Origin of the sequence: Serratia sp. CY33525 (genome assembly GCF_052169115.1) — a bacterium.
GTDB lineage: Bacteria > Pseudomonadota > Gammaproteobacteria > Enterobacterales > Enterobacteriaceae > Serratia > Serratia sarumanii.
Genome location: NZ_JBJNLK010000002.1, coordinates 1 through 19,395, shown reverse-complemented (window position 1 = coordinate 19,395; position 19,395 = coordinate 1). Strand labels below are relative to the sequence as shown.

Below are 19,395 nucleotides of genomic sequence, written 5' to 3'. Positions count from 1 at the left end.
TTAACCCTCTGCCCATTTGTAGCCTCTCTCCTTCATGTCGTTGAACGTCTGCTTGGCCTTGTCGATAACCGAAGGAGTGAGAGGGTTCCCCTTGTCATCCACCAGCACGGAAAGCTGCGAGCATTTGCAGTTGATGGCGTTTCCGTTCTTCGTGTACCACTCCCTAACTTCATCCTGCGTGTACAGGTGAGCATGCCTGACGGCGTGCGTTGCTCGGGTGGTAGGGCTTAACGCAGAGATGTGAAGCAGCTTTGTTTTGATGCCGTAGCGGTCTTGCGCATCCTGAGCTTCATCCCACCGCGCGCGCCGCAGTGCGGTCGTGATTTCCGTCCTGGCAATGCGATTCGCGCGTCGGGTTTCAATGCCAGTTTGCTCGTTGAGGTTTTTGGCTACGTCCCGCGGGTTTAGTCCTCTGGCAATGCCATCAGTCAGAATTCGCGCCATATCGCTCTTAACCTGAGCGCTGAGCCCTTTCATCTCTTCGAATTCACGCGCTCTGACCAGAATCAGCCGCAGCTGATAGGGCTCACTCAACAAGATGTTGGGAACATCCTGCTGGCCAGCAGCGTAAGCGGAGGATTGCTGAGAGAGGTTGTAATACTCCTGCGCCGTTCCTCGCTGGTAAGCCACGGACACATAGCGGCCAAAGAACCACAGATTGAACTCCCCACCCTCCAGCAGAATTTCGTCCACCAGCGCTTCACCGTTCTGAAGCAGCATCGACAGAAGCCCCTGATCAAGACGGAAGGTGTAGCGCTCGTTTACGACTGGTTCGGCGGGGATGCGGTGGAGGATGTCGATATAGCCTTTCGTTATCAGCTTCATGCGCTTTGCAAACTCACGCATGGCGCCACGCTCTAACTTATCTACTCCTGTGGGATCTTTAATGTTGCTCGGCAGGATTGGAGGCTTAGGTTTCGTCGTCATCCCCTGTCTCTCCAAGAGGCTCGCCGCCTTCAGTTTCGAATCCTGCAGCAGTGCGAATTTCCTCACCGCTGAACGGCGCCGTATCACCGCTTTCAACCATAGCCTTGTTCACCTCTGCCATGGTCTTAGAGTCCGCCAAGCGCTCAGCGCGAGTCTGTTGATTGAGATCGTCCCAGATAACCGTTTTCTGGCCGACAGAATCGATAATTCTCAGGTCGATCAGCTTGTCGCAGAAGTCCTCTATTTCGAACGACAGATCACCGCGGCGACTCTGGCAGCGCCCGTTCATGTACTTTTGGTCTTCGGTGCTTGAGCGTTCAGCCTGTTGGTTGCCTACCAGTATCCGCGAAGGAATATCAACGCCGGCAGAAGCCGTCTGCAGGTTCACGGCATAGGTTGGGCTTGGGTCAGACACAGGGGAAACTAGGGAGGTAACAGCGGCGCCCTGCAGGCTCATAAGCACATCGTTGCCGCGGTTCATCTCTCGCGCGGCTTCGTTGAACTTGTCCTGCAATTCGTCAACGCTGACACCATACATAGACGCCAGACTGCCGAAGTCGATCTCTTTGTCGAAGCTTAGCGCCAGCTGCCTAGCTGCGTTCTTCAGGAATGACTCACCGGAACCGCCCTCCACCTTCTCCAGGCTGACGAATGCGTTGTATGCTGGCTCAAGAAACCCGATAGCGTCGTCGGTGTAGTCGCCAAGGATGAAGATCCGGTCTGGATGGATTTCGACACGGCGCGTGGTGCCATTTGAAAGCCGCTCCGTGTATTGCCACATCTTCGGCTGGCCGTATGTTTGCGAGTTAAGCCCGATATCCCACTCGCTCACGTTTAGTGAACCAGCCCAGGCTACCGTGACTTTTTCGAGCCCTCGGCCTCTGGTTACTTCGGTATTCCATGGTTTGTTGTCGCGAACGTGCAGCAAAATACCAGAGTAACGCCCGACAAGCCGCCGGCGGTCAGCCTCTGCAAAAGCGCGCCATAACCGGTTCGTAAATACCGGTTTGAGTTTTTTCTCCCAGGCAGTTTCCGCGCGCTTCTCGTCGGCCTTATCACCCTCGATGATCTCCGGGTTGGTCTGCCAGCATTTGCCCACCAGCTTTTCCACGGCGCCATGCGCAATACCACCGCGGCGATACAGTGAATAAAGGTTGTCGTAAGTGATCTGCTCAGGAAAGCCGTATTCGCACCATGCGGAGCCGCGTTTATTATCCAGGCCCATAGATGGCCCAAGCATCGCCATACGAGCACGCTCAATCCTGGCGTCGTTCAACGCGTGGTTGACGGCCAGTTGGAGATTTTTGTTCATGTGGTTTCCGTTTGGAGTGGTTTACTGTAGCCGCTTAGGGAGCATCATCCCTCTCGGTTGAGAGCCGTTAAGTTCAGTCAGCGCATAAACCATGGCATCAAGGCGGTCTGGTGACTTTTTGGCAGTGGTCGGTATGTACTCCATCAGCTGATTTTCCAGCACGTAGAGATTTCCCTGATTCAACACCCTGCCTTGCTCGTACAGGGCTGATATTGGTTCCGCTCGGGCATACTTCCCCTTACTGGCGTGAACTCGAATAATCCGCCCTTTAAAGCCTGCATTGCGTAATGTCTCCTCCGCCATATCACCACCCTGGTTTGTCTCTATGACGATCGCATCTGCCTGATGATGTTCATACGCCCATATCGCTTTTTTAGCCCATCCAGCTGGGGAATATTTACCGCTGTAATCCCCATCAACCGAGAATTGCTTCTTGTCTCCAGCGCCATAGGAACTTGCAGCAACTATCCCTGTTTCATCACTCTCATCGCTGTTGGTTGCCTGTGGGTCAATCGCCACGACTGTGCGAACCTTGTCATGCTTGATTTGTAGTTCATGAGCAGCGCTTATCATCTGCTCGTTCCACAGCGCCCCCTCAGCATTGAAGCGGCGAGGTTTCTGCATGTACTGAGCTTCCGCAGTGCGGCGATGAGAAAACAGAGAAGTTCGATGCGATTCGTTGTGTTTGAATGGCCACAGCCAACCATCAGGCAATCCGTGGTCAATCGGTATAGCGTGGGTGTTTTCTGGATACTGCGCAGCGTATGACTGACTGTTGTCGATAATCACCGGCAAGTTCAGATGATGCCATTTCTCACCACTGCCTCCGCGCAGAAGATAACCGCTAAGATCGTGGTAGTGGATGCGCTGCATAATGACAATCATCGGCGTCGTCTCGATCGCCAGTCGTGATTTGATTGTCTCGTTAAAGCGGTTATTTACTCCATCGCGGACGATCTCAGAGTAAGCGTCGTCAGGTTTTACTGGGTCATCTATAACCAGAGCGCCTTGCCAGCCTGGCTCCATGTGCCCGGCTCGAAATCCAGTTACCTGGCCTGCTGCTGATGACGCATACACGCCGCCGCCAAACTCATTCCACCACATCGCCTTGCTATCAGCATCATCGCGAAGCTCCATAGGCCACATGGATTGATAAGTACGAGACTTTATTATTCCTCGCGCTGTAGATGAGTTAAGAAGAGCAAGGTTGTGCGAATACGACAGATGCATGAACCTGGCACGCCTATTTAGCGCCAGTCCTCTCCCCATCATATTGATGGTCGCCAGTTCTGTTTTTGTATAGCCGGGAGGGACGTTAATAATCAGACGCTGAATCTCGCCATCGATCACACGATCCAGTGTCTCTTGGATTACCTTGTGATGTGGTGCGACGATCATCTTGCCGCCGGTTCTCTGCTTGAAGAAGTAGCGGGAGAAATACATCCCATCCTCTTCACACTCTATCTTGCGGGCATAATTCCGCTGCTCAACAGTCGTCATCCTCCAACATCTCCCGCCGAGCCTGCTTGTATTCGTCTTTCGTCAACGTGGCCGACTCGATGGGGCCGCCGTCTTTTCCTGTGTGCTCTACCTTCTGTCGATTCGTATACGCATCGCCGCACTCTTTCGCGGCCTGCTCGACGATCTGAGCGGCCAATGCGTAGTTCTTCATGGTTTCGGTTCGCGTCGCCATGCGATCAAGAACGCGCAGCCGGTAGGCCTTGTTGGCGATCGGAATATCTGAGATTTCCGTCTTGAATCGCTCCCGCGTCGTGTGGAACAGGTCTACCCACTTCTTAGCCAGCGACTTGCCGCTAACCTTTGTCGGGTCGTGAGATTCAACCTGCTGACGCGTGATTTTTAGCCCAAACTCTTTTTGGACGGACTCCACGACCAACGTAGGGGTATCAAAGCACGCAAGCGACTGAATGATGAAGGCTTTTACATCTGGTTTTAATGCAGCCATAAATCACCATCCGTCCAATACAGTCCAATATTTACGCCAGCCTCAGCATGCAGTTACCGCACGCCCTGGCAATGTTTAGTTGTGTCACCTCCGCAGGCTTGTTAGCCGCATCAACCAGTTCCTGAACTTCCACGCTGGCGCCATACCGACGAACTACGCCAACAAACTCTTCAACGTCGTGTCCGCGCAGCTTCAGCACCGGCTGGCCTTCCTTGTTGAATTTTGGTGCGCCGAAATCGTCTGTCGCCTGTGCGATGTGGTAAAGCTCATGCTCGACCAGGGCGCAGAACTCGGCATCTGAACACTGAGAGCAGTAGTCGGCAGCGAGCGTGATGATGAATTTCGGCACCTCACCGAACCATTCATGCATCTGCTGTTCCATCCTGGCCTTCTGCCATCCGCCAGCGCGCATCGCTACCTCTTCAGCTTGGCCTAGCACATGGCGCCCTTTCTTCTCAAACGCGGACGATGCCCACATGAAACGCAGATCAGCGTCTGCAAGGTGTCCGTGGTCTGGGTTAAACAAGCTGCCGGAATCGTCGATGATTTGACGCTGCATCCACTCCTGCACCTCGTTCGCAGGAACCAGGCCGATATAAGGCGTTAGCTGATGGTCTTCGATAAACCGTAGCGGTGGGTATGGCCGCCTATCATGGCTCTCATCCTGTGCTGTTTTAGCCATGATTATCTCCCAATAAAAAACCCGCCGGAGCGGGTTATAATCTATTGCCATGCTTATTTCTGTTGGCGTCGCTTCAATTTCAATGTGCCCGGCCCTACTTCAATCTCTTCGTAGTCTTTAAAAACGCCAACAATCAAAGCAATGCCTATTGATGCAGCGGCAATAATTGCGGCAACCTCCATACCGGAAAGAGCTGCGGCAGGGGCAACGCCCACCATCGTAGATACACCTCCTGTAAAAGGTGCAGCTGCAATGGCCGCCGTTATGACAGCGATTGTAACGCCGCTAGCCCTAGCTATTTTTTTCCCTTTTTGGAGTTTATCTGCTAATTTGCCCTCAACAACAATAAAATCGGACTTTGCTTTCCGGGCTTGCTCTAACTCTTCTTTTGTTCTAACAACGACTTGACTCACAATTATCCCTCCAACTATTTAAGGATAATAATAGTCGCATTGTCATTTCGTATGAAGCATTATCGGTAGCTCTCAGTGAATGCCACCTGTAATGCCGTCAGCCCAACTGCAGAACACCGTGCGCTTCCGAGTCCGAGTAGGCGATCGGGCCGTTGTACTCAGGAACCTCGCCATCCTCAGACTCAAACGCTGGAATAGTGCCGGTGGTAATGGTGTAGGACGGCTGGCCTTCATCTTCTGCGAAACGCGCCAACTCTTTAATCTGTTCCAGGGTCAGTACAATCTTGCTCATCGTTTTCTCTCTTCGTCGAGCCGGCGTATCGCCAGCAGTTGGTTGTTCGCTTTGTCGAGCGCCGCCAGCAGCGGATCAATCCACAGCGCCGCCTGACAGTATGTCAGGGTGCCGGAGGCAGTGGTGCCAGTACCGGTTGCGTCAGCGACGATGGTATCGGCTGACATTGCGCGGGAACGTAGACGGTGCGCGTAGTCGAGCAGCCCACCAGCAATAGCGGCAGGCACAGCCAGATCACACGTCGGCTGTTTCTTGAGGATCGTCCGGTATTCAATTTCTTTCCCCTGGGTGGCCGCGTCGGTGTTGATGCCATACTGAATCGCCGCGTTGCTGATTTCGTTGGCGCGCTGGAACTGAAACGCCTGTGTGGCGATTGTATTCGCCTGCAGGGTGTTATCGCTCTGAAGCTGCTTAACCTGTTCACCGGCCTTTACTGCATTGCCGTGGAAGTAAAACGCCAGCCTGCCCGCGACAATCAGCGCCACCAGCAACAGGCCGATCGCCATAGTGCGGAAGCTGAATGAGGTGTTCATGACAAAAACATCTCGCGCTCAGCTGCACGCCGTGCAACCAGACCATCAAGCCTTTTACCGCCAGCATTTACCCACCGGCCGAACTGGTCTGCTGCGCCTTGCTTATTGCCAGCGTTCAGTTTTTGCAGAAGCGTGGATGTGCTCAGCGAGCGCAGGCCGAGGTTATACGCAAAGCTCACCAGCGCGTCGAATTGGCCCTGTGTGATGCGCACCTTCACCAGCTGATTAACGCCCTGCTCATACTGCACAACGCCGCATTTCAGCAACCGATCGGCAGTCGCCTGATCAATCTGCATTCCGGGCCCGACTTTCTTACCGTCTACCGGTTGCGTCCATCCGTAACCAATCGTCCAGACGCCCACCGCATCCTGATAGGCTTTCAGACGCAGGCCTTCAAAGCGCTTGATCAGCTCAATGCCGCTTTTACTTATCTGCATTCTGATTGCCCCCGCCAAAGCGATTACCAACGTAACCAGACAAAAACGAGCTGAGTTTCTTCACACCGACAAAGCCGATGAATCCGCCGATACCAACCGTTAAAGCTTTCGGCACATCGAAGTAATCCAGGGCTGAGTAAGTGGTCAGCGCTAAGGCACCACACATCAAGCCTTCGAATATGGTTTCCTTCCAGCCGCTGCCGGCATACGCCATTCGCAGGACGGCCATTACAACAGCCATGACGACGCCACCAATCGGCACGTCACCGCGCCACCAGGCCGCAAGAATGTCGCTGAGCTCTGCCCAGTTGTGAGGATTGTTTGGCATCTTCATGACTCCACCTCCCGGTTATCGGGCTGTGCTGTAGTAAAAGAAAAGGCCCGCACTATGCGGGCCTAATGTTCTGGATATATAAACTGCAGACTATAGAGATGATTGATGGAATCGAACGGAGAGGAAATACAACCCCAGTAAAGTTGTTGTTATAACGTTAAGCAAAATCAAAGAGTAAAAGAAGAAGAACACTGTTTTTAGCACTATCAACACTTTAATTGATGTTGTGGCAAGCAACCATATTGAGAGCGTTTTCCCTATAAGTAAGGAAATCAGGCCGATGCAAAAAAGCACAAAGCTGGTTAATGCCAAATATCCAAATAGATAGCAAACAAACCTTCTTCTTGTAAGAGTAACCTTTAACTTTCTCCCCCTGAACTTCTCTATCAAAGTTGGAGGGTCTCCAGACATCACTTCATCTATTGTCGCATTGGAAAAGGTAGATACGGCGGCTAATGCAGCTATATAAAAACCGATCAACACTTGTAAAAGCCCGTTGACCTGAGATAGTAGGCCACCATTGCCTATTAGAGGAATTTTATTGCTAGAAAAATAATAAACAAAAGTTACTATCACACTACCAATAAGTGGAATTATAAAATCGTACCATTTCTTCTCTTCATGTTTGATACGCAAATAACCCAATGGTGAAAACAGTTTCATTCCGAAACCTCATCTATAAAAGCCCTACCATGCTTGCAGAAAGCTGCTGATGTATGGCGCTCTCGCATTGATTTATCCCACCAGCAAGAATGACCTTCTCGCTCTTGGTGAAGAGCTTGGTAGCAGCATCCTCATTCCGGTCAAGATCAAGGCTGGCCTGCTTACCATCCTTAGAATAACTGATTGATACCTTCGTGTACCCAGACTGTTGGCCTTTCTTTCTGAGGATTCTCAGCAGTTTTTCTTTGTACTTTAGCGGCGGCTGTTTCACGATTTTGTATCTCACAGACCTTTCCGCTAGTTCGGTATAGGATGTCTTATCCAACCCGCCCATCTTCTTAGTGCTAACCAGCTTGACGTTGTGAAGTTTGGCCCCCTGAAGAGCGTCCATTAAAGTCTGGGACCCATGGGAAAAAATAGCCAATTTAGGACGGTGCTTACATTTGGCTTTTGTTGCCGGATTGTGAAATTCCTGCCCATCAAAAGCGTCCTTAAGAACAGCGTTTAGGAACGGTTCTAGTATCGACTTACTGATACCCGGAACTGACTCAACCAGTGTCTTAAAATGGTCTGCTGTGAAAGGAACCACCGAGGTTGATATGACTATATGGCTAGATACGGCTATCCCCTCACCTGCTAGCTTTGGCTCGAGCCTTAACGCCCCTGTTGCCAGCTCCCCAAAAACAGGATCCGACCCATTCTGATCACAGAGTTGAACTAACATTACAGCATGAGGATCGCCATCAGCATAGGTCATTTCTGAAATGCGGACAGCTCTTGTTTTGTTATTGTACAGCTTCACTGCATCGCCCTGATCTACAAGATTCTTTAATCTTAGTAACACTTCATTTATGGGTATATCAGGTGCTGCTGGGTGAGTGGGTGAAAAAGAAAAATCAAAAAATGAAACCCATCTTTCAAGATTCGATAACACGTTATGCCCTTAATTTATCAATTTCCTTTAGAGAAAATTAACACAAAATTGGCATAAATAAAGTGAGTGTAAGAAAATATTTCCTATAAAACCAACTAACAAAGATCAGCCACCAGCCGTAAACGCTGCCGGTAAGAGGGTGCCGTGTGTGTCGTCCGTTGGCTGGGGCTGAAATGCAAAAAGCCCGCACAGAGGCGGGCCTTAATTGATTGGTCATGTGACAAGCGGAAATATCACATCATGGATATAAAGCTAGTCCATTTTCGCCAAACTGTCAACACTTTGCTTTTAACGTGACGCTATTTTTCTTGATTCTGTTAAACCGTGACCGCAGCCAGCATAGAATCCGCGATGCTTTCCTCTTTGTGACACTGCGTGACAAGCTGCTCATAGAAAGGTTTGTAGTCCCGACGCCAGGTGGTTTCCGCTATCTCTAAACCCTCCAGCGCCAACGCCTTTCTAACCTGCTCAGCCGGGAGGCGCGCATACCCTCTGCCGCTGCACTTGTCGCAATCCTTCATTACCGGGATCCCTGTCTTGTCGCTCAGCTTCTTATCCAGCACCTTGCCGCGTCCGTGGCATCTGCAGGCGTTGCTGATCACCTTCTTCCCCTTGCAGGTCGGGCAAAGCACCTTCACAACCTCTCTCACTGATTTCACTTCCTCCCAGTACGACGGAAATACACCCTTAGTGATTTTCGCCCACTTCGGCGGCTTACCGTCTGGGTACTGGACTTTGTTGGTGAAGACCTCAGCGTCAATAAAGCCCTCCCCCTTGCAGCATTCGCACGTCCTGACGCTGGCCGCGCTGCGGGAGTAATCCTGGAATGCAAACGCCACCATGACGCCGATCGCTCTGTGCTGAATCTCTTCACTGTGTTTGCGGATGGCCTTGTGTGCGCTGGCGGCTTTTATCGCGTATTCCTTCAACCGTTCCAGCGCACGCTCAGGTGAGCTGATGCCCTGTTTTGCCAAGAACAAATCCAGACCGAACTCTGCCTGAGCCTGGCACATCCCGAATGCCGCCATCACGTCAGTACCGGTCAAAGAGTCCGAAGCAGTCGCGCGTGGTGAGTCGCTAAAGGTCGGTGATTTCGGTGCAAAGTATTTCGGAATCGACTCTAATCTCATGCTATTTCCCCTATAATTATTTGGCCTACTTCGCCCCAAATCTTTGTTACTCGACCGTCCCAGATGCGGCAGTCGTCCTCAAAAATGGCATCCAGCAACGCCTTCTCCAGATTGTCCTTGTCCGGCTTCTGCTGATGCGGTTTCCCGGCCATCTCAGCTCGTTTCTTCTGGCTCCAGCTATCTGGCATGGGTAAAACAAACGTCACGTGATAGCCGCTCTCAGGCAGCGAGATTCGATTTAATTTCACCTCGTCGCAGAATGCCCGGTAGCGGAGAACTGGCGGGCGCTTGGCCCACCGATCTTTTTGTGTCATGCGTGGTTTAGGGATTGGCGTGATCTGATACGTCTTCATGTGATCGCCCCGATGCCAAAGGAGTAATCCAGGAACTCAAACAGCAGTTCAACCTGGCTACCATGTTCCGCTTCCCAGGCCGCTACATCCTCGTGCAATGCGTCGTGACATTTACGGCACAACGGGATAGTGAAGAAGTCGTGGGCCTTGGTTCCCATGCCGCCCTGCCCGTGACCGATGATGTGGTGAGGGTCGTCTGAGCGCGCTCCGCAACCGCAGCAGGGGCGAGTCTTAACCCAGCGGGTATATTTGCTGTCTTCGGCGCGAGTTTTCTTCGGACGCAACACAAAGGCGCCAGGGACTTCAGGATCGACCTTGAAACACTTCTGGGCCTGCTTGGAAATAATCGCAGTTGCCGCCGGCGTGCATTCCATCTCGGATTCCTTGCGGGTGCCTGTGATTACCTTCGGCTCCGGCAGGTCGGTTACTGTGCGGGAGACTTCATCCGGGATCAGGTCGAATACACCGGACAGCATGGCCCACAGCATCAGTTCAGGGATTGTCAGCTGTCCTTCAGACTTCAGGCGGTGTTTTGCCGTTGCCACAACCCAGCGCGCCGTGTTGCGGGCGGCGATTTTTTCCAGCTTCGGCGACACACCCAGGCTTTTTTTGTAGCAACCGGGGCAGATGCGAACGGCTGAATTACCAACACGCTCGGTGTCCAGAATTGTCTCTGGCAGTTCGTGCTTGCTGTACTGACATTTCGTGAACTGCGTCGCCCAGGCTTCAATCGCATTAACGCCGCCGCAGGCGTTGATAACGCGTTCATCTGTGAAGAAACCCTGTAACCGCGGGTCGTTGGCGATCTCATGCTCCACCGCCGGCAGGATGCCTTCAGGTGCGTCCTTGAACTCTTTCGGAAGCGTGGAAACCATCACGCGTCCTGTCATGTGAAACGCCAGCTTTTCGTCCACAGGGATCAAGGCAATACCCAGATCACGCTGTACCGCTGCTTTGACTATCGCTCTCATCAGGCAATCCTCGCTAAATCGTTCTCGCTGGCTTTGGCTACTGCCTGAGCCCAAATCCCCGTCCATGCTCGGCGGGCGTCGTAATCGGTCATGCGACCAAGGGATCCGGCCATCTCCTTCGCAAGCTTCTCAACCTCGTTCCGTGGCTGCTGGCGCTGGGATACCAGACGGACATAGGCCTCTTCGCGGGCGGAGCTATCCTGGCGCTGTACTTTCGGGAGATCATCAGCCCGCTCTTCCTTGACCTTCAGGTAGCATTTCTCAGTGATCAGGTAGTCGAAGTCCTTTTTGCGCCAGGTCTTGCCGCTGTTCGTGTCTGGGCGATCTTCCAACATCCAGCGGCATTTCTTCGAGATGTACCGCAGGTAAGCGCCCCAGCGCTCCATGTCCATCTCGTAGTCCTTCCAGAGCTTGCGCAGTGCCTTGCGGCGCCCGTCGGTCATCTTCAAGACGTCAGGCAGTTCTGGCAGCGTGGTGCGGAAGATGCGAAGTACTTCGTCGTAATCGATTTTCAAAGAATCCTCTTGCGGCTGGTCTGTCGGCGCAGCCGGCGGACGTACAGGTTTTTTCTCTGCTGTAGTCTCTGACGTAATCTCTGTGTAATCTCCTGTATGAATGTTTGCGGGATCCCCGCAATCTGGCGCGCTGCTTTCCCGCAAACTTGTCTGAGGGTTTTCCGCATTCTTGCCTGCGGCATTGCCGCACTCTTGAATGCGGGATTCCCGCATACTGGAATGAGGGATTCCCGCATTCTGGGTTTTCTCTTTGATTTTCTTCAGAAGAAGCAACTCAAGAGCATCGGCTTTAACCCGAAAATAGAGCTTTGCTGGTACACCACGGCGATCCTCTTCAAGTACCCCGGCGGAGATAAGGCGACGGCGTGCCGTTTCCTGTTCCTCACGCGTTAGGCCTGTTTCATCGCGGATCTCTTTCTGGGTTTTGTAGAACCAGCCGGCATCCATTCGGTTATGCCAGTAAACCAACTGCGATAGCAGAACAGCGCCAGTCACCCCAACCCCCAGGCCGACGAAAGACGGCTGGTAAGCTATGGGCCGATCAAGAAGCTGCATTAAGGCGCTCATATGTCCACTCGCTTAAATTTCTCTTTAAATCTTTCAAGAGGTTGCATGCATTCATGCGGATAGCCCTCTCTCATAAAAATCACCTGACGCTCTGCACGTTCCCACCGGATGACCTTCACGGGGTTGCCGTGGTCATCGACATATTTCCTATCAAGCGGGGTTGATCGGATCATGGTTAGCTCGCCATCAGTTCAGAGGCGTAACGCTCAGCAATCCACTGGATGCCACGCGGCGTTACCCTGGTTTGCGTGAAGGCGTGACCAAAATCAGACGTGCCAGTTTTGACGGTGAATAACCCGTCCCGCTGGCGGAGTGCATGGGGAAGCAGATTCCCTGACTGGCGGAAAAGAACCTTGTCGCGGATCAGCGCATCAATCATCGCTTTCTCAGGCATGTTCAAAACCTTGGCCGTGGCACGCAGGCTTTTTGAACCTGAGGCGTCTACGTAGTGATCGACAAAGGCCACCTTTGGAGCGTCGGCCTGAACCTTCTGCTCCAAAATCGCTTTCTGTTCGGCCATATCAGCAGCCAGGCGCAGCGCTTCAGGCAGCGTCTGCGGGACTGGGGAGTTTTGCTCTTCTAGTTCGTGCAGGCGCTTAATCACCCTCATGCGCAGGCTGGCGCTGTATCCGGTAACCAAACATTCGGTATGTTCCCTGTCGAGCGCGTATTCCCGGTATTGCTGGCCGTTCTGGGGGTGTCTCCAAATCTGGATATACCCATCCAGGCCTTCGCCCAGCTGTTCCAGCATGATTTCTATGTCGCGCATGACGTGGCCGTGTTGCTTGCCAGTCAGCTCGGCAATTTCACGGCTCGTCATTTTCGGGCTGTTGCCACCGATCGCTACGTTTGCCATAATGAATCGACCTCTCAGGTTAGGTTTTAGAAAAGTGATGGCCGAGCAGTTGCAGCTGTTCGGCTTTTCTTCTTCCCTGATTCCGGCTTCTCTTCCTTGGTGCAGCTCGCAAGTACGTACTGGCGCGCAAGCGTGAGACAGTCGTCATAAATCATCCCCTTCCTGCTCGCCTGCGACTTCCGCCGGTAAAGGTCGGCTCCGTGTGATGCCCCCCCCTGAGCCAGCGCTTCGCTGAATCCCTCTTTCACCAGCTGCTTCTTGATGTTGTCGTAAACAAACGTGTCCCAGGCCATTTAGTCCCACCCCAGCGGCCCCGGTCGGCTGCGCTCTGCTTTCAATCCGATATCAGCCAATGTTTCGACTGACGCCAAATAATCACGGGACACCAGTACCGCTTCGGGAGGAGCGGCCTGAATACCAAGAAACGCCAACTCCTTTGCCATCGCTGCAAAATGCCCCTCACCTTTGCGTCGGCTGGCCGTGGATTCACTGATGCCAAGATGCTCGGCATAGGCTTTCTGCCCTACTGACGCAAGCCGGTTGAGCAGAACGCACTCAATCTCAACGGGGTTGATGATCGGTGGCTCTAACTTTCGTGCTATTGCGTTGTTTTCCATAAATAATCTCCTTATAAATTAGTCAGCATGACACCCGGTCAGGGTTTGCTTTTTCCAAAAGCTCCGAGGCAATTACTTCACCATTGGAATGACTTGCCAGGATCTCTGCGTATTTGGTTTTACCCGTGTATTCAGTGCGAGGAAGGCACCCTTTGCTTTGCCACTTTTGGATAGCCGTTACGGACCGATCACAGATTTCTGCTGCTCTTGCAGGGCCGCCAACAGCTTTAATGGCCTTTTTTACTTCATTCATGGTTCATCTCCACAACCAAAAAATAACTATTGGTTGATGTTATAGCACAACTGATAGTTGAGTCAATCTATAAGAGAATCAACCAATGGTTACTAAAAACGAATTACGCGAAAAGTTTGCAGAGCGGCTCAAGCTGGCCTGCGATGAGGCTGGCGTAAGGCTTCATGGGCGAGCGGTAGACATTAAAGCGGCTCTTAAAAAACGCGGCATTAGCGTTACTACTACTGCCGTTGGGAAATGGCTTAATGCTGAATCCAGCCCTGAGGGTGATCGTATCGTTGCTCTTTCCGAATGGCTCGGTGTTAGGGCTGAGTGGCTTGAGTATGGGCGCGGGAACAGCAGGGATAGTGCCGTTATTTCGCTTGACGATGACGGCGATGATGGGTCATATGCAGAGCCCGTAGATGATGATGAGCTCGTAGAGCTTCCTCTTTTAGACGTGCGATTCTCTGCTGGTGATGGCACATATGACATGGTCGAAAAGGCTGCGTCCACCTTCACATTTAGGCGCCAATTTCTTCATGAAATGGGTGTATCTACTTCTGCCGCAAAGTTAGTGAAAATTTCAGGATCCAGTATGGAGCCTCGCCTGCAAGATGGCGATATCGTTGGTATCAACACTGACGACACCCGCATCAGAGAAGGTAAGACCTATGCTATTCGTCATGGTAATTTGCTGCGTGTAAAGGTGTTGATAGAGCACCCTGATGGAGGTGTAACCATTCGCTCACTCAATAAGGACGAGTACGGTGATGAACATCTAAGCTATCAGCAACGTAAGGAGCAATTGGTAGTTCTCGGACGAGTATTCTGGTCTTCATCTGCATGGTAAGCCTCCCATAAACCTACAAGCCGGCCAATTTGGCCGGTTTTTTTTCGCCCAAAAATCCCCTCACAGAATCCGCTCAATTTTTTTTCAATAAATAACAAACCAAACATCAACCACATAAGTAAAAATCAACCACAAAATCAACCAATGGTATTGACTAAAAATAACCAATGGTTGATTATTGGTTCATCGACAGCAACAACGTCACCCCAAACCACCGGGACGCTCTTTAACAATCAGAACCGCATGACAGGCTGACCGCAGCGCCCTGGCAAATTGAAATGGCGCCGGTACGGATACCAGGCAGGTAGGTGAAGCGCCCGCGGGCGATAGCTTACGCAGAGGATTACGCAGAGGATTACGCAGCGAGAGGCTGATAAGTCATGCACAGAAGTGGATTTACCCTGCCGCTGCCAGTGTGGGGCGGACAGGACTAAAACCACTGAAACCAATGAGGTGAAGCATGTCATCAATACGATTGACCACTGCGCTGCGCGATGCCATCGCTGCCAACGCGATAAAGAAGTCTGGCGTTTTGGCCGCAGAGGCCGAGAACGAAAAAGCATTTTGTGACCTTGCCGAGAAAGTCCGCGTTAAGGTCTTGGGCGGGAAAAAGAAAGCAGCTGAGGGTGACGCCAAACTTGCCGAAGCGATGAAAATCGAGAAGGAACTGCATGAAATTGGTGCGACAAGCTTCTGCATCAGTCGAGGCCTTAGAAAAGAAATTTACCCATCATTCGGCGGTGCTCGGACGCGGCTCGAATACAGCGCTGGCGATAGTGTTTACCGATTAACTCCATGCAGAGAGATTTGCCTTCTCGCAGCTGATGATCCCCTTACCATTGAATTCCACCGACTGGATGATGAAAAACGTACGCTTATCCAGCAGCGGGAAGAAGTGAAAGTCAACGTGTATGCCGCGCTCAACTCGGTTTCAACCGTAAAGCGCTTACTGGAAGCGTGGCCGGAAAGCAAAGAGTTGTTGCCCGCCAATCTTGATGCCGCAAGAGCGGCGCTGCCAGCGCTCAGGGTTGGAGACCTCAACAAGCTCATCGGCCTGCCGACCGAAGAAAAAGTCGAAACATAAACCCACCGCGCCCTACGGGGCGCACTGAGGCAATCATGTCCCTGAAACTTCAAAACGACCAGGCCCAGCTTCAGTTCTGGTCGCTGGTAAATCTGCACGCCCTCTTCCCGGAATGGGAAATTAACATCGACGCTGACAATGGCACCGTTGCCCTTGAATGTGACGATCTTCCCCAGTTCGAAGGCTGGGATCCTTACGCACAGGACAATCAATCATGAGCTTAAACGGATGGAAGGCGCTGGTTTACAGCGTCGCTGTTGGCCTTTGCCTATGGGCTGTAACCATAGCGGGCTGCGTATACTTCGCCGGTTAACGCCGGCGTCTCACTTATCTGGTGGCGTATCGTTCAGGTTCTCATTTAAACCTACACAGTATAAATCCCCTGTTCGATGCGCCACCAGGTGCGTGAGAAATCACAAGCCTGCTCAGTACCACTTCCCTTGTCACATCCTTTGCCCCGCTAGCCGGGGCTCTTTTTTTCACATCAACAAAGGCGCTGCCCTGCTCCAGTGTGCTGGAACCGTAGGGAAACCGAGCGCGTGCATCAACTCAGGCAGCGCCTTTACCCATGTGAATTTCATTGAGAGGACATGTTATGCAAACCAATACCCAACGCTGCGAACACTGCGGCCAAACGCGCGACGTAGAGAAAAAAGCAGTGAGCATTCAGCGCTACGAAGACGGCAGATATAAGGCCGTCCGAATCCTCGTCTGCGCCGATACCTGCGCGCCAGTGTACGTCGTCCGCCAAAACATCAGAACACTGCAGCGCCGCCTGCACACCCAGCAGCGGAGGCCAACATGGTAAGCCTCAACGCCCGTATTCAGCACAAGTACGACCTGACCGGGGGCGATTTCGCCCCTAAGCGCCACCACGGCAAACACCTCTTCTACCTTCTCATTTTTACCCTGTGCCTGCTGACTGCCGGCGCGGTCTGGAGTTAATGCATGGCGAACTCATTCAAGCAGATGGCTAAGGACGGAACCATAAAGCGCCCTGACGGCCGCATGACAATGCGAATTGACGATATTCACGTCGAGGAAGGGTTTAACAAGCGCATTGAAAGCGAACAGACCAAGGATGACGATGAAAGGCTCTTTCAGCACCTGATGAAGGGCAGACCTGTACCGCCGCTTGAAGTGCGGGTTCGTGATGAGGGTGGTGTTTGGATAGTTGAGGGGCATCGTCGTCACCGAGCTTATGTTCGCTGCCGTGAAGCCGGTAAGCCTGTTGACCGCATACAGATAATTCCTTTCACCGGGAATGATGTTGAGCGAATCGCCCGCATCATGAACAGCAACACACAGTTGCCGTTATCTCCTTACGAGCAATCTCTCGTTGTAAAAGAGCTGGCTGGCTTCAATCTTACGCCAGACGAGATCGCCTCGTTGGTCGGCAAGAGCCGCGCCACGGTCGATAAGCTGCTTGCCCTCACCCAAGCAAATCACGATGTTCAGACGCTGGTCAAAGATGGCGCCGTTGCCGTCGATGCTGCTGTTGAGCGCGTAAAAGAGCATGGCGAGCAAGCCGGCAAGGTACTGGCTGGCGACGTCGAAAAGGCCAAAGCCGCGGGCAAGAAAAAGGTCACAAAATCATTTATCGCTCCAAAATTCAGCGCGCCAAAGTCCCGCAAGCTCGTCACGCTCTTAGCACAGGCTGAAGTCCGGGAAATTGACGGCCAGACCGCTTACATCCTTCCCGCCGGCACTCAGCTTGATGTGCTCGCCATTCTCGATGAATACCGCTCCACCAGCGGCAAGGAGAATCCAGATGGTTCAGAGATATAACCCTGACTACGTCATGCACGCGGCGCGCTTTGCGCCGTTTGCCCGCGAAAATGAGCACGGTGAGTTCGTTAAATTCTCCGACTATGAAGTTTTGAAGGCTGAGCGCGATGCGCTGGCAGATCGAGCCGATGCGCTGGCTGTGGAGAATCAGGCGCTGAATGAATTGCTTGACTCAATTTGCAATGCATACAACGAGGAGCTGACAGACCTACTCGATATCGCAGTAAAAATGGCAGTCAAACTTCAAACCCCGGCCACTGACGCAGCACTGGCAGCTATCCAGGCGCAGGGAGTGGAGAAGTACGCAGCAGACCTTGACCAAATTGCCTCAGAATCCAATCCAGCAGAACCAAAGCATACTGTCGCATCAAGCTATGCAGATGACGCTCGCTCGTTCGCTAAGAAGCTGCGGGAGGCCAAATGAAAGAGCGCCCAGTGATGCCAGCCCTGACACACAGCGAGCTTTGCCTGATTGCCGAACGGTTCCTGCGCAATAACGGTTTCTCGGTCGCTTTCCATGATCGCTTTGTTGCCGCTGTATCCACCGGCGAACAGCCTGACGCAATTGGATTCCGTAATCTAGCCTCCTGCCTGATCGAAGCGAAGTGTTCTCGAGGTGACTTCCTTGCCGACCGGAAAAAGCGATTCCGGATTCAGCCTGAGCTTGGCATGGGGGATTGGCGCTTCTTCATCTGCGAGCCTGGACTGATCCGCATCGATGAGCTGCCAGAGGGCTGGGGGTTGCTGAACGTAAAAGGTGGGCGCGTTTTTAAGGTTCACGGCTGGCCGGGTAACGCGATGTGGTGCACCAACAAGAACAAGCCATTCCGCGCCAACAAGCAGGCTGAGTGCGATTACATGTATAGCGCTCTGCGCCGCATGCAGATTCGCGGGCATCTGTCAGAGGTTTATGACGGACTCCCTAAACAGGCTGGTGACAGCGCTGGGGAGGTGGAGCAATGAACGTAACCGTCAATTCTTACTTCTGCGGCGCCGGCCTAATGGATATCGGCCTAATGGATGCCGGCATCAAGGTTAACCAGGCGTTTGAACTGGACGCTGACGCATGCAAAACCTACCGGCACAACCTTGGCGACCACGTTAAGCAGTGCGATATCAGCCAGGAATTGGTTTTCGAGCAGGATACCTGCGACGGCATGGTTTTCACGTACCCATGCACGAAATACTCGACGATCGGGGATATCCACGGCGTGCGCACCGGCGATGATTTGTTCCTGCATGCTCTCCGTCACTTCGCGCTGGCAAAGCCCGAATTTTACGTGATCGAGAACGTGCCGGGGATGCGTGCGTTTCCTGTCGTGATGGAGGCCATGACTCGCATGCCTGACTACTTCATTCAGGTGTTCTGCCCGATCAAGTCTGAAACTTGGCTACCACAGAAGAGAAGCCGTCTGATCATCATCGGCACCCGACGCACCTTTGCCGTGCGTCCGCCGGAAAATTCAGCGCGCATCCCGCTGTCGGCGATTCTGGAAGATGACCCGCAAGTTACGCTGCCGTCCGCCATCGCCAAGCGCATGAGCGGCGCTTACCGAGATTTGCCCATCATCAGCGACCCGGCAGCTGGCGATCTTGCGCCGACATGTGTCGCCCACTACGCGAAAGACAAGAGCACTAGGCTCGTCGTCGATAAACGCTTCCCACTTGGCGTGCGCCCGTATTCGAAACGAGAGTATGCACGCCTGCAGGGTGTTCCTGATTGGTTCGATTTCCCGGTATCCGACACTGCCGCTTACAAGCAGATCGGCAACGGCGTGAGCGTTCAGGTTGGCATGTGGGTTGGTGCGGAGATGATCCGCTATATGGGGCAAGTGAGAGGTATTGCAGCATGATGGACAATAAGCTGAGCGAACTGAGCAAGCCTGTATTTGAAATCGAAGTTTCCGGCGGTCATTGGCTGAACTGTACATCAGGG

At 52.7% G+C, this 19,395-nt stretch carries 30 protein-coding genes; 9 read left to right on the top strand and 21 right to left on the bottom strand.

Going from position 1 to position 19,395, the window contains the following annotated elements; all coding sequences use genetic code 11:
- The 21 genes from ACJ8IM_RS04975 to ACJ8IM_RS04875 all read right to left on the bottom strand — a co-directional run bounded on the left by ACJ8IM_RS04975 (position 1) and on the right by ACJ8IM_RS04875 (position 13,755).
- Positions 1-927 (bottom strand): phage minor head protein, encoded by a 927-nt coding sequence (locus ACJ8IM_RS04975; protein WP_308317405.1) that lies wholly within the window; start codon positions 925-927, stop codon positions 1-3.
- The gene (locus tag ACJ8IM_RS04970; RefSeq protein ID WP_308317404.1) at positions 911-2,239 is read right to left on the bottom strand and encodes an anti-CBASS protein Acb1 family protein; all 1,329 of its coding nucleotides are present in this window, start codon (positions 2,237-2,239) and stop codon (positions 911-913) included. The genes ACJ8IM_RS04975 and ACJ8IM_RS04970 overlap by 17 nt, the downstream gene beginning before the upstream one ends.
- 21 nt (positions 2,240-2,260) lie before the next feature.
- Entirely contained in the window at positions 2,261-3,739 is a 1,479-nt protein-coding gene (locus tag ACJ8IM_RS04965) for a phage terminase large subunit family protein (RefSeq protein WP_049188540.1), read from the bottom strand.
- Complete coding sequence (locus ACJ8IM_RS04960; RefSeq protein WP_060387661.1) at positions 3,726-4,205, bottom strand: DUF2280 domain-containing protein; 480 nt, start codon at positions 4,203-4,205, stop codon at positions 3,726-3,728. The genes ACJ8IM_RS04965 and ACJ8IM_RS04960 overlap by 14 nt, the downstream gene beginning before the upstream one ends.
- A gap of 31 nt (positions 4,206-4,236) precedes the next feature.
- On the bottom strand, positions 4,237-4,887 hold the full coding sequence (locus ACJ8IM_RS04955) for a putative metallopeptidase (protein ID WP_442516228.1): 651 nt from the start codon (positions 4,885-4,887) through the stop codon (positions 4,237-4,239).
- Between the two features lie 53 nt (positions 4,888-4,940).
- The gene (locus ACJ8IM_RS04950; protein ID WP_413712974.1) at positions 4,941-5,300 is read right to left on the bottom strand and encodes a hypothetical protein; all 360 of its coding nucleotides are present in this window, start codon (positions 5,298-5,300) and stop codon (positions 4,941-4,943) included.
- 97 nt (positions 5,301-5,397) lie between these two features.
- Entirely contained in the window at positions 5,398-5,592 is a 195-nt protein-coding gene (locus tag ACJ8IM_RS04945) for a hypothetical protein (protein WP_342144204.1), read from the bottom strand.
- Entirely contained in the window at positions 5,589-6,125 is a 537-nt protein-coding gene (locus tag ACJ8IM_RS04940) for a hypothetical protein (protein ID WP_442516227.1), read from the bottom strand. Before ACJ8IM_RS04940 ends, ACJ8IM_RS04945 begins: the two co-directional genes overlap by 4 nt.
- Positions 6,122-6,562 carry a lysozyme gene (locus ACJ8IM_RS04935; protein WP_442516226.1) on the bottom strand — a complete coding sequence of 147 codons (441 nt, stop codon included), beginning with the start codon at positions 6,560-6,562 and terminating at the stop codon, positions 6,122-6,124. The genes ACJ8IM_RS04940 and ACJ8IM_RS04935 overlap by 4 nt, the downstream gene beginning before the upstream one ends.
- Positions 6,549-6,896: a phage holin, lambda family gene (locus ACJ8IM_RS04930; RefSeq protein ID WP_046898600.1), complete on the bottom strand. Its 348-nt coding sequence runs from the start codon at positions 6,894-6,896 to the stop codon at positions 6,549-6,551. Before ACJ8IM_RS04930 ends, ACJ8IM_RS04935 begins: the two co-directional genes overlap by 14 nt.
- 90 nt (positions 6,897-6,986) lie before the next feature.
- Positions 6,987-7,559 carry a hypothetical protein gene (locus tag ACJ8IM_RS04925; protein WP_442516225.1) on the bottom strand — a complete coding sequence of 191 codons (573 nt, stop codon included), beginning with the start codon at positions 7,557-7,559 and terminating at the stop codon, positions 6,987-6,989.
- A gap of 13 nt (positions 7,560-7,572) precedes the next feature.
- Entirely contained in the window at positions 7,573-8,493 is a 921-nt protein-coding gene (locus ACJ8IM_RS04920; RefSeq protein ID WP_442516224.1) for a hypothetical protein, read from the bottom strand.
- Between the two features lie 317 nt (positions 8,494-8,810).
- The gene (locus ACJ8IM_RS04915; protein ID WP_442516223.1) at positions 8,811-9,623 is read right to left on the bottom strand and encodes an antitermination protein Q; all 813 of its coding nucleotides are present in this window, start codon (positions 9,621-9,623) and stop codon (positions 8,811-8,813) included.
- Positions 9,620-9,976, bottom strand: a complete 357-nt coding sequence (locus tag ACJ8IM_RS04910; RefSeq protein WP_308317398.1) for a RusA family crossover junction endodeoxyribonuclease — start codon at positions 9,974-9,976, stop codon at positions 9,620-9,622. Before ACJ8IM_RS04910 ends, ACJ8IM_RS04915 begins: the two co-directional genes overlap by 4 nt.
- Positions 9,973-10,947, bottom strand: a complete 975-nt coding sequence (locus ACJ8IM_RS04905) for a DUF968 domain-containing protein (RefSeq protein WP_442516222.1) — start codon at positions 10,945-10,947, stop codon at positions 9,973-9,975. The genes ACJ8IM_RS04910 and ACJ8IM_RS04905 overlap by 4 nt, the downstream gene beginning before the upstream one ends.
- Positions 10,947-12,029, bottom strand: coding sequence for a hypothetical protein (locus tag ACJ8IM_RS04900; RefSeq protein ID WP_442516221.1), 1,083 nt, complete (start codon positions 12,027-12,029; stop codon positions 10,947-10,949). Before ACJ8IM_RS04900 ends, ACJ8IM_RS04905 begins: the two co-directional genes overlap by 1 nt.
- Positions 12,026-12,202, bottom strand: a complete 177-nt coding sequence (locus ACJ8IM_RS04895) for a DUF4222 domain-containing protein (RefSeq protein ID WP_442516220.1) — start codon at positions 12,200-12,202, stop codon at positions 12,026-12,028. The genes ACJ8IM_RS04900 and ACJ8IM_RS04895 overlap by 4 nt, the downstream gene beginning before the upstream one ends.
- A gap of 2 nt (positions 12,203-12,204) precedes the next feature.
- On the bottom strand, positions 12,205-12,885 hold the full coding sequence (locus ACJ8IM_RS04890; RefSeq protein ID WP_433991169.1) for a phage antirepressor KilAC domain-containing protein: 681 nt from the start codon (positions 12,883-12,885) through the stop codon (positions 12,205-12,207).
- Positions 12,886-12,911: 26 nt separating this feature from the next.
- Positions 12,912-13,178: a hypothetical protein gene (locus ACJ8IM_RS04885; protein ID WP_043147341.1), complete on the bottom strand. Its 267-nt coding sequence runs from the start codon at positions 13,176-13,178 to the stop codon at positions 12,912-12,914.
- Positions 13,179-13,502, bottom strand: coding sequence for a CII family transcriptional regulator (locus tag ACJ8IM_RS04880; RefSeq protein WP_060421877.1), 324 nt, complete (start codon positions 13,500-13,502; stop codon positions 13,179-13,181).
- A gap of 22 nt (positions 13,503-13,524) precedes the next feature.
- Positions 13,525-13,755: a hypothetical protein gene (locus tag ACJ8IM_RS04875; protein ID WP_072269640.1), complete on the bottom strand. Its 231-nt coding sequence runs from the start codon at positions 13,753-13,755 to the stop codon at positions 13,525-13,527.
- Positions 13,756-13,840: 85 nt separating this feature from the next.
- Here ACJ8IM_RS04875 and ACJ8IM_RS04870 point away from each other — a divergent pair, with 85 nt between their 5' ends.
- The 9 genes from ACJ8IM_RS04870 to ACJ8IM_RS04830 all read left to right on the top strand — a co-directional run bounded on the left by ACJ8IM_RS04870 (position 13,841) and on the right by ACJ8IM_RS04830 (position 19,312).
- Complete coding sequence (locus ACJ8IM_RS04870) at positions 13,841-14,587, top strand: S24 family peptidase (protein WP_442516219.1); 747 nt, start codon at positions 13,841-13,843, stop codon at positions 14,585-14,587.
- A gap of 460 nt (positions 14,588-15,047) precedes the next feature.
- On the top strand, positions 15,048-15,671 hold the full coding sequence (locus ACJ8IM_RS04865) for an Nmad5 family putative nucleotide modification protein (protein WP_442516218.1): 624 nt from the start codon (positions 15,048-15,050) through the stop codon (positions 15,669-15,671).
- Positions 15,672-15,706: 35 nt separating this feature from the next.
- Positions 15,707-15,889 carry a hypothetical protein gene (locus ACJ8IM_RS04860; protein ID WP_442516217.1) on the top strand — a complete coding sequence of 61 codons (183 nt, stop codon included), beginning with the start codon at positions 15,707-15,709 and terminating at the stop codon, positions 15,887-15,889.
- Between the two features lie 377 nt (positions 15,890-16,266).
- On the top strand, positions 16,267-16,479 hold the full coding sequence (locus tag ACJ8IM_RS04855; protein ID WP_089186342.1) for a hypothetical protein: 213 nt from the start codon (positions 16,267-16,269) through the stop codon (positions 16,477-16,479).
- Positions 16,473-16,616, top strand: a complete 144-nt coding sequence (locus ACJ8IM_RS04850; RefSeq protein WP_154582428.1) for a hypothetical protein — start codon at positions 16,473-16,475, stop codon at positions 16,614-16,616. Before ACJ8IM_RS04855 ends, ACJ8IM_RS04850 begins: the two co-directional genes overlap by 7 nt.
- 3 nt (positions 16,617-16,619) lie before the next feature.
- Positions 16,620-17,459: a ParB/RepB/Spo0J family partition protein gene (locus ACJ8IM_RS04845; RefSeq protein WP_442516216.1), complete on the top strand. Its 840-nt coding sequence runs from the start codon at positions 16,620-16,622 to the stop codon at positions 17,457-17,459.
- Positions 17,443-17,883, top strand: coding sequence for a hypothetical protein (locus ACJ8IM_RS04840; RefSeq protein WP_442516215.1), 441 nt, complete (start codon positions 17,443-17,445; stop codon positions 17,881-17,883). Before ACJ8IM_RS04845 ends, ACJ8IM_RS04840 begins: the two co-directional genes overlap by 17 nt.
- Entirely contained in the window at positions 17,880-18,422 is a 543-nt protein-coding gene (locus ACJ8IM_RS04835; RefSeq protein ID WP_230116434.1) for a hypothetical protein, read from the top strand. Before ACJ8IM_RS04840 ends, ACJ8IM_RS04835 begins: the two co-directional genes overlap by 4 nt.
- Positions 18,419-19,312: a DNA cytosine methyltransferase gene (locus ACJ8IM_RS04830; RefSeq protein WP_101455762.1), complete on the top strand. Its 894-nt coding sequence runs from the start codon at positions 18,419-18,421 to the stop codon at positions 19,310-19,312. Before ACJ8IM_RS04835 ends, ACJ8IM_RS04830 begins: the two co-directional genes overlap by 4 nt.
- Positions 19,313-19,395 lie beyond the last annotated feature (83 nt).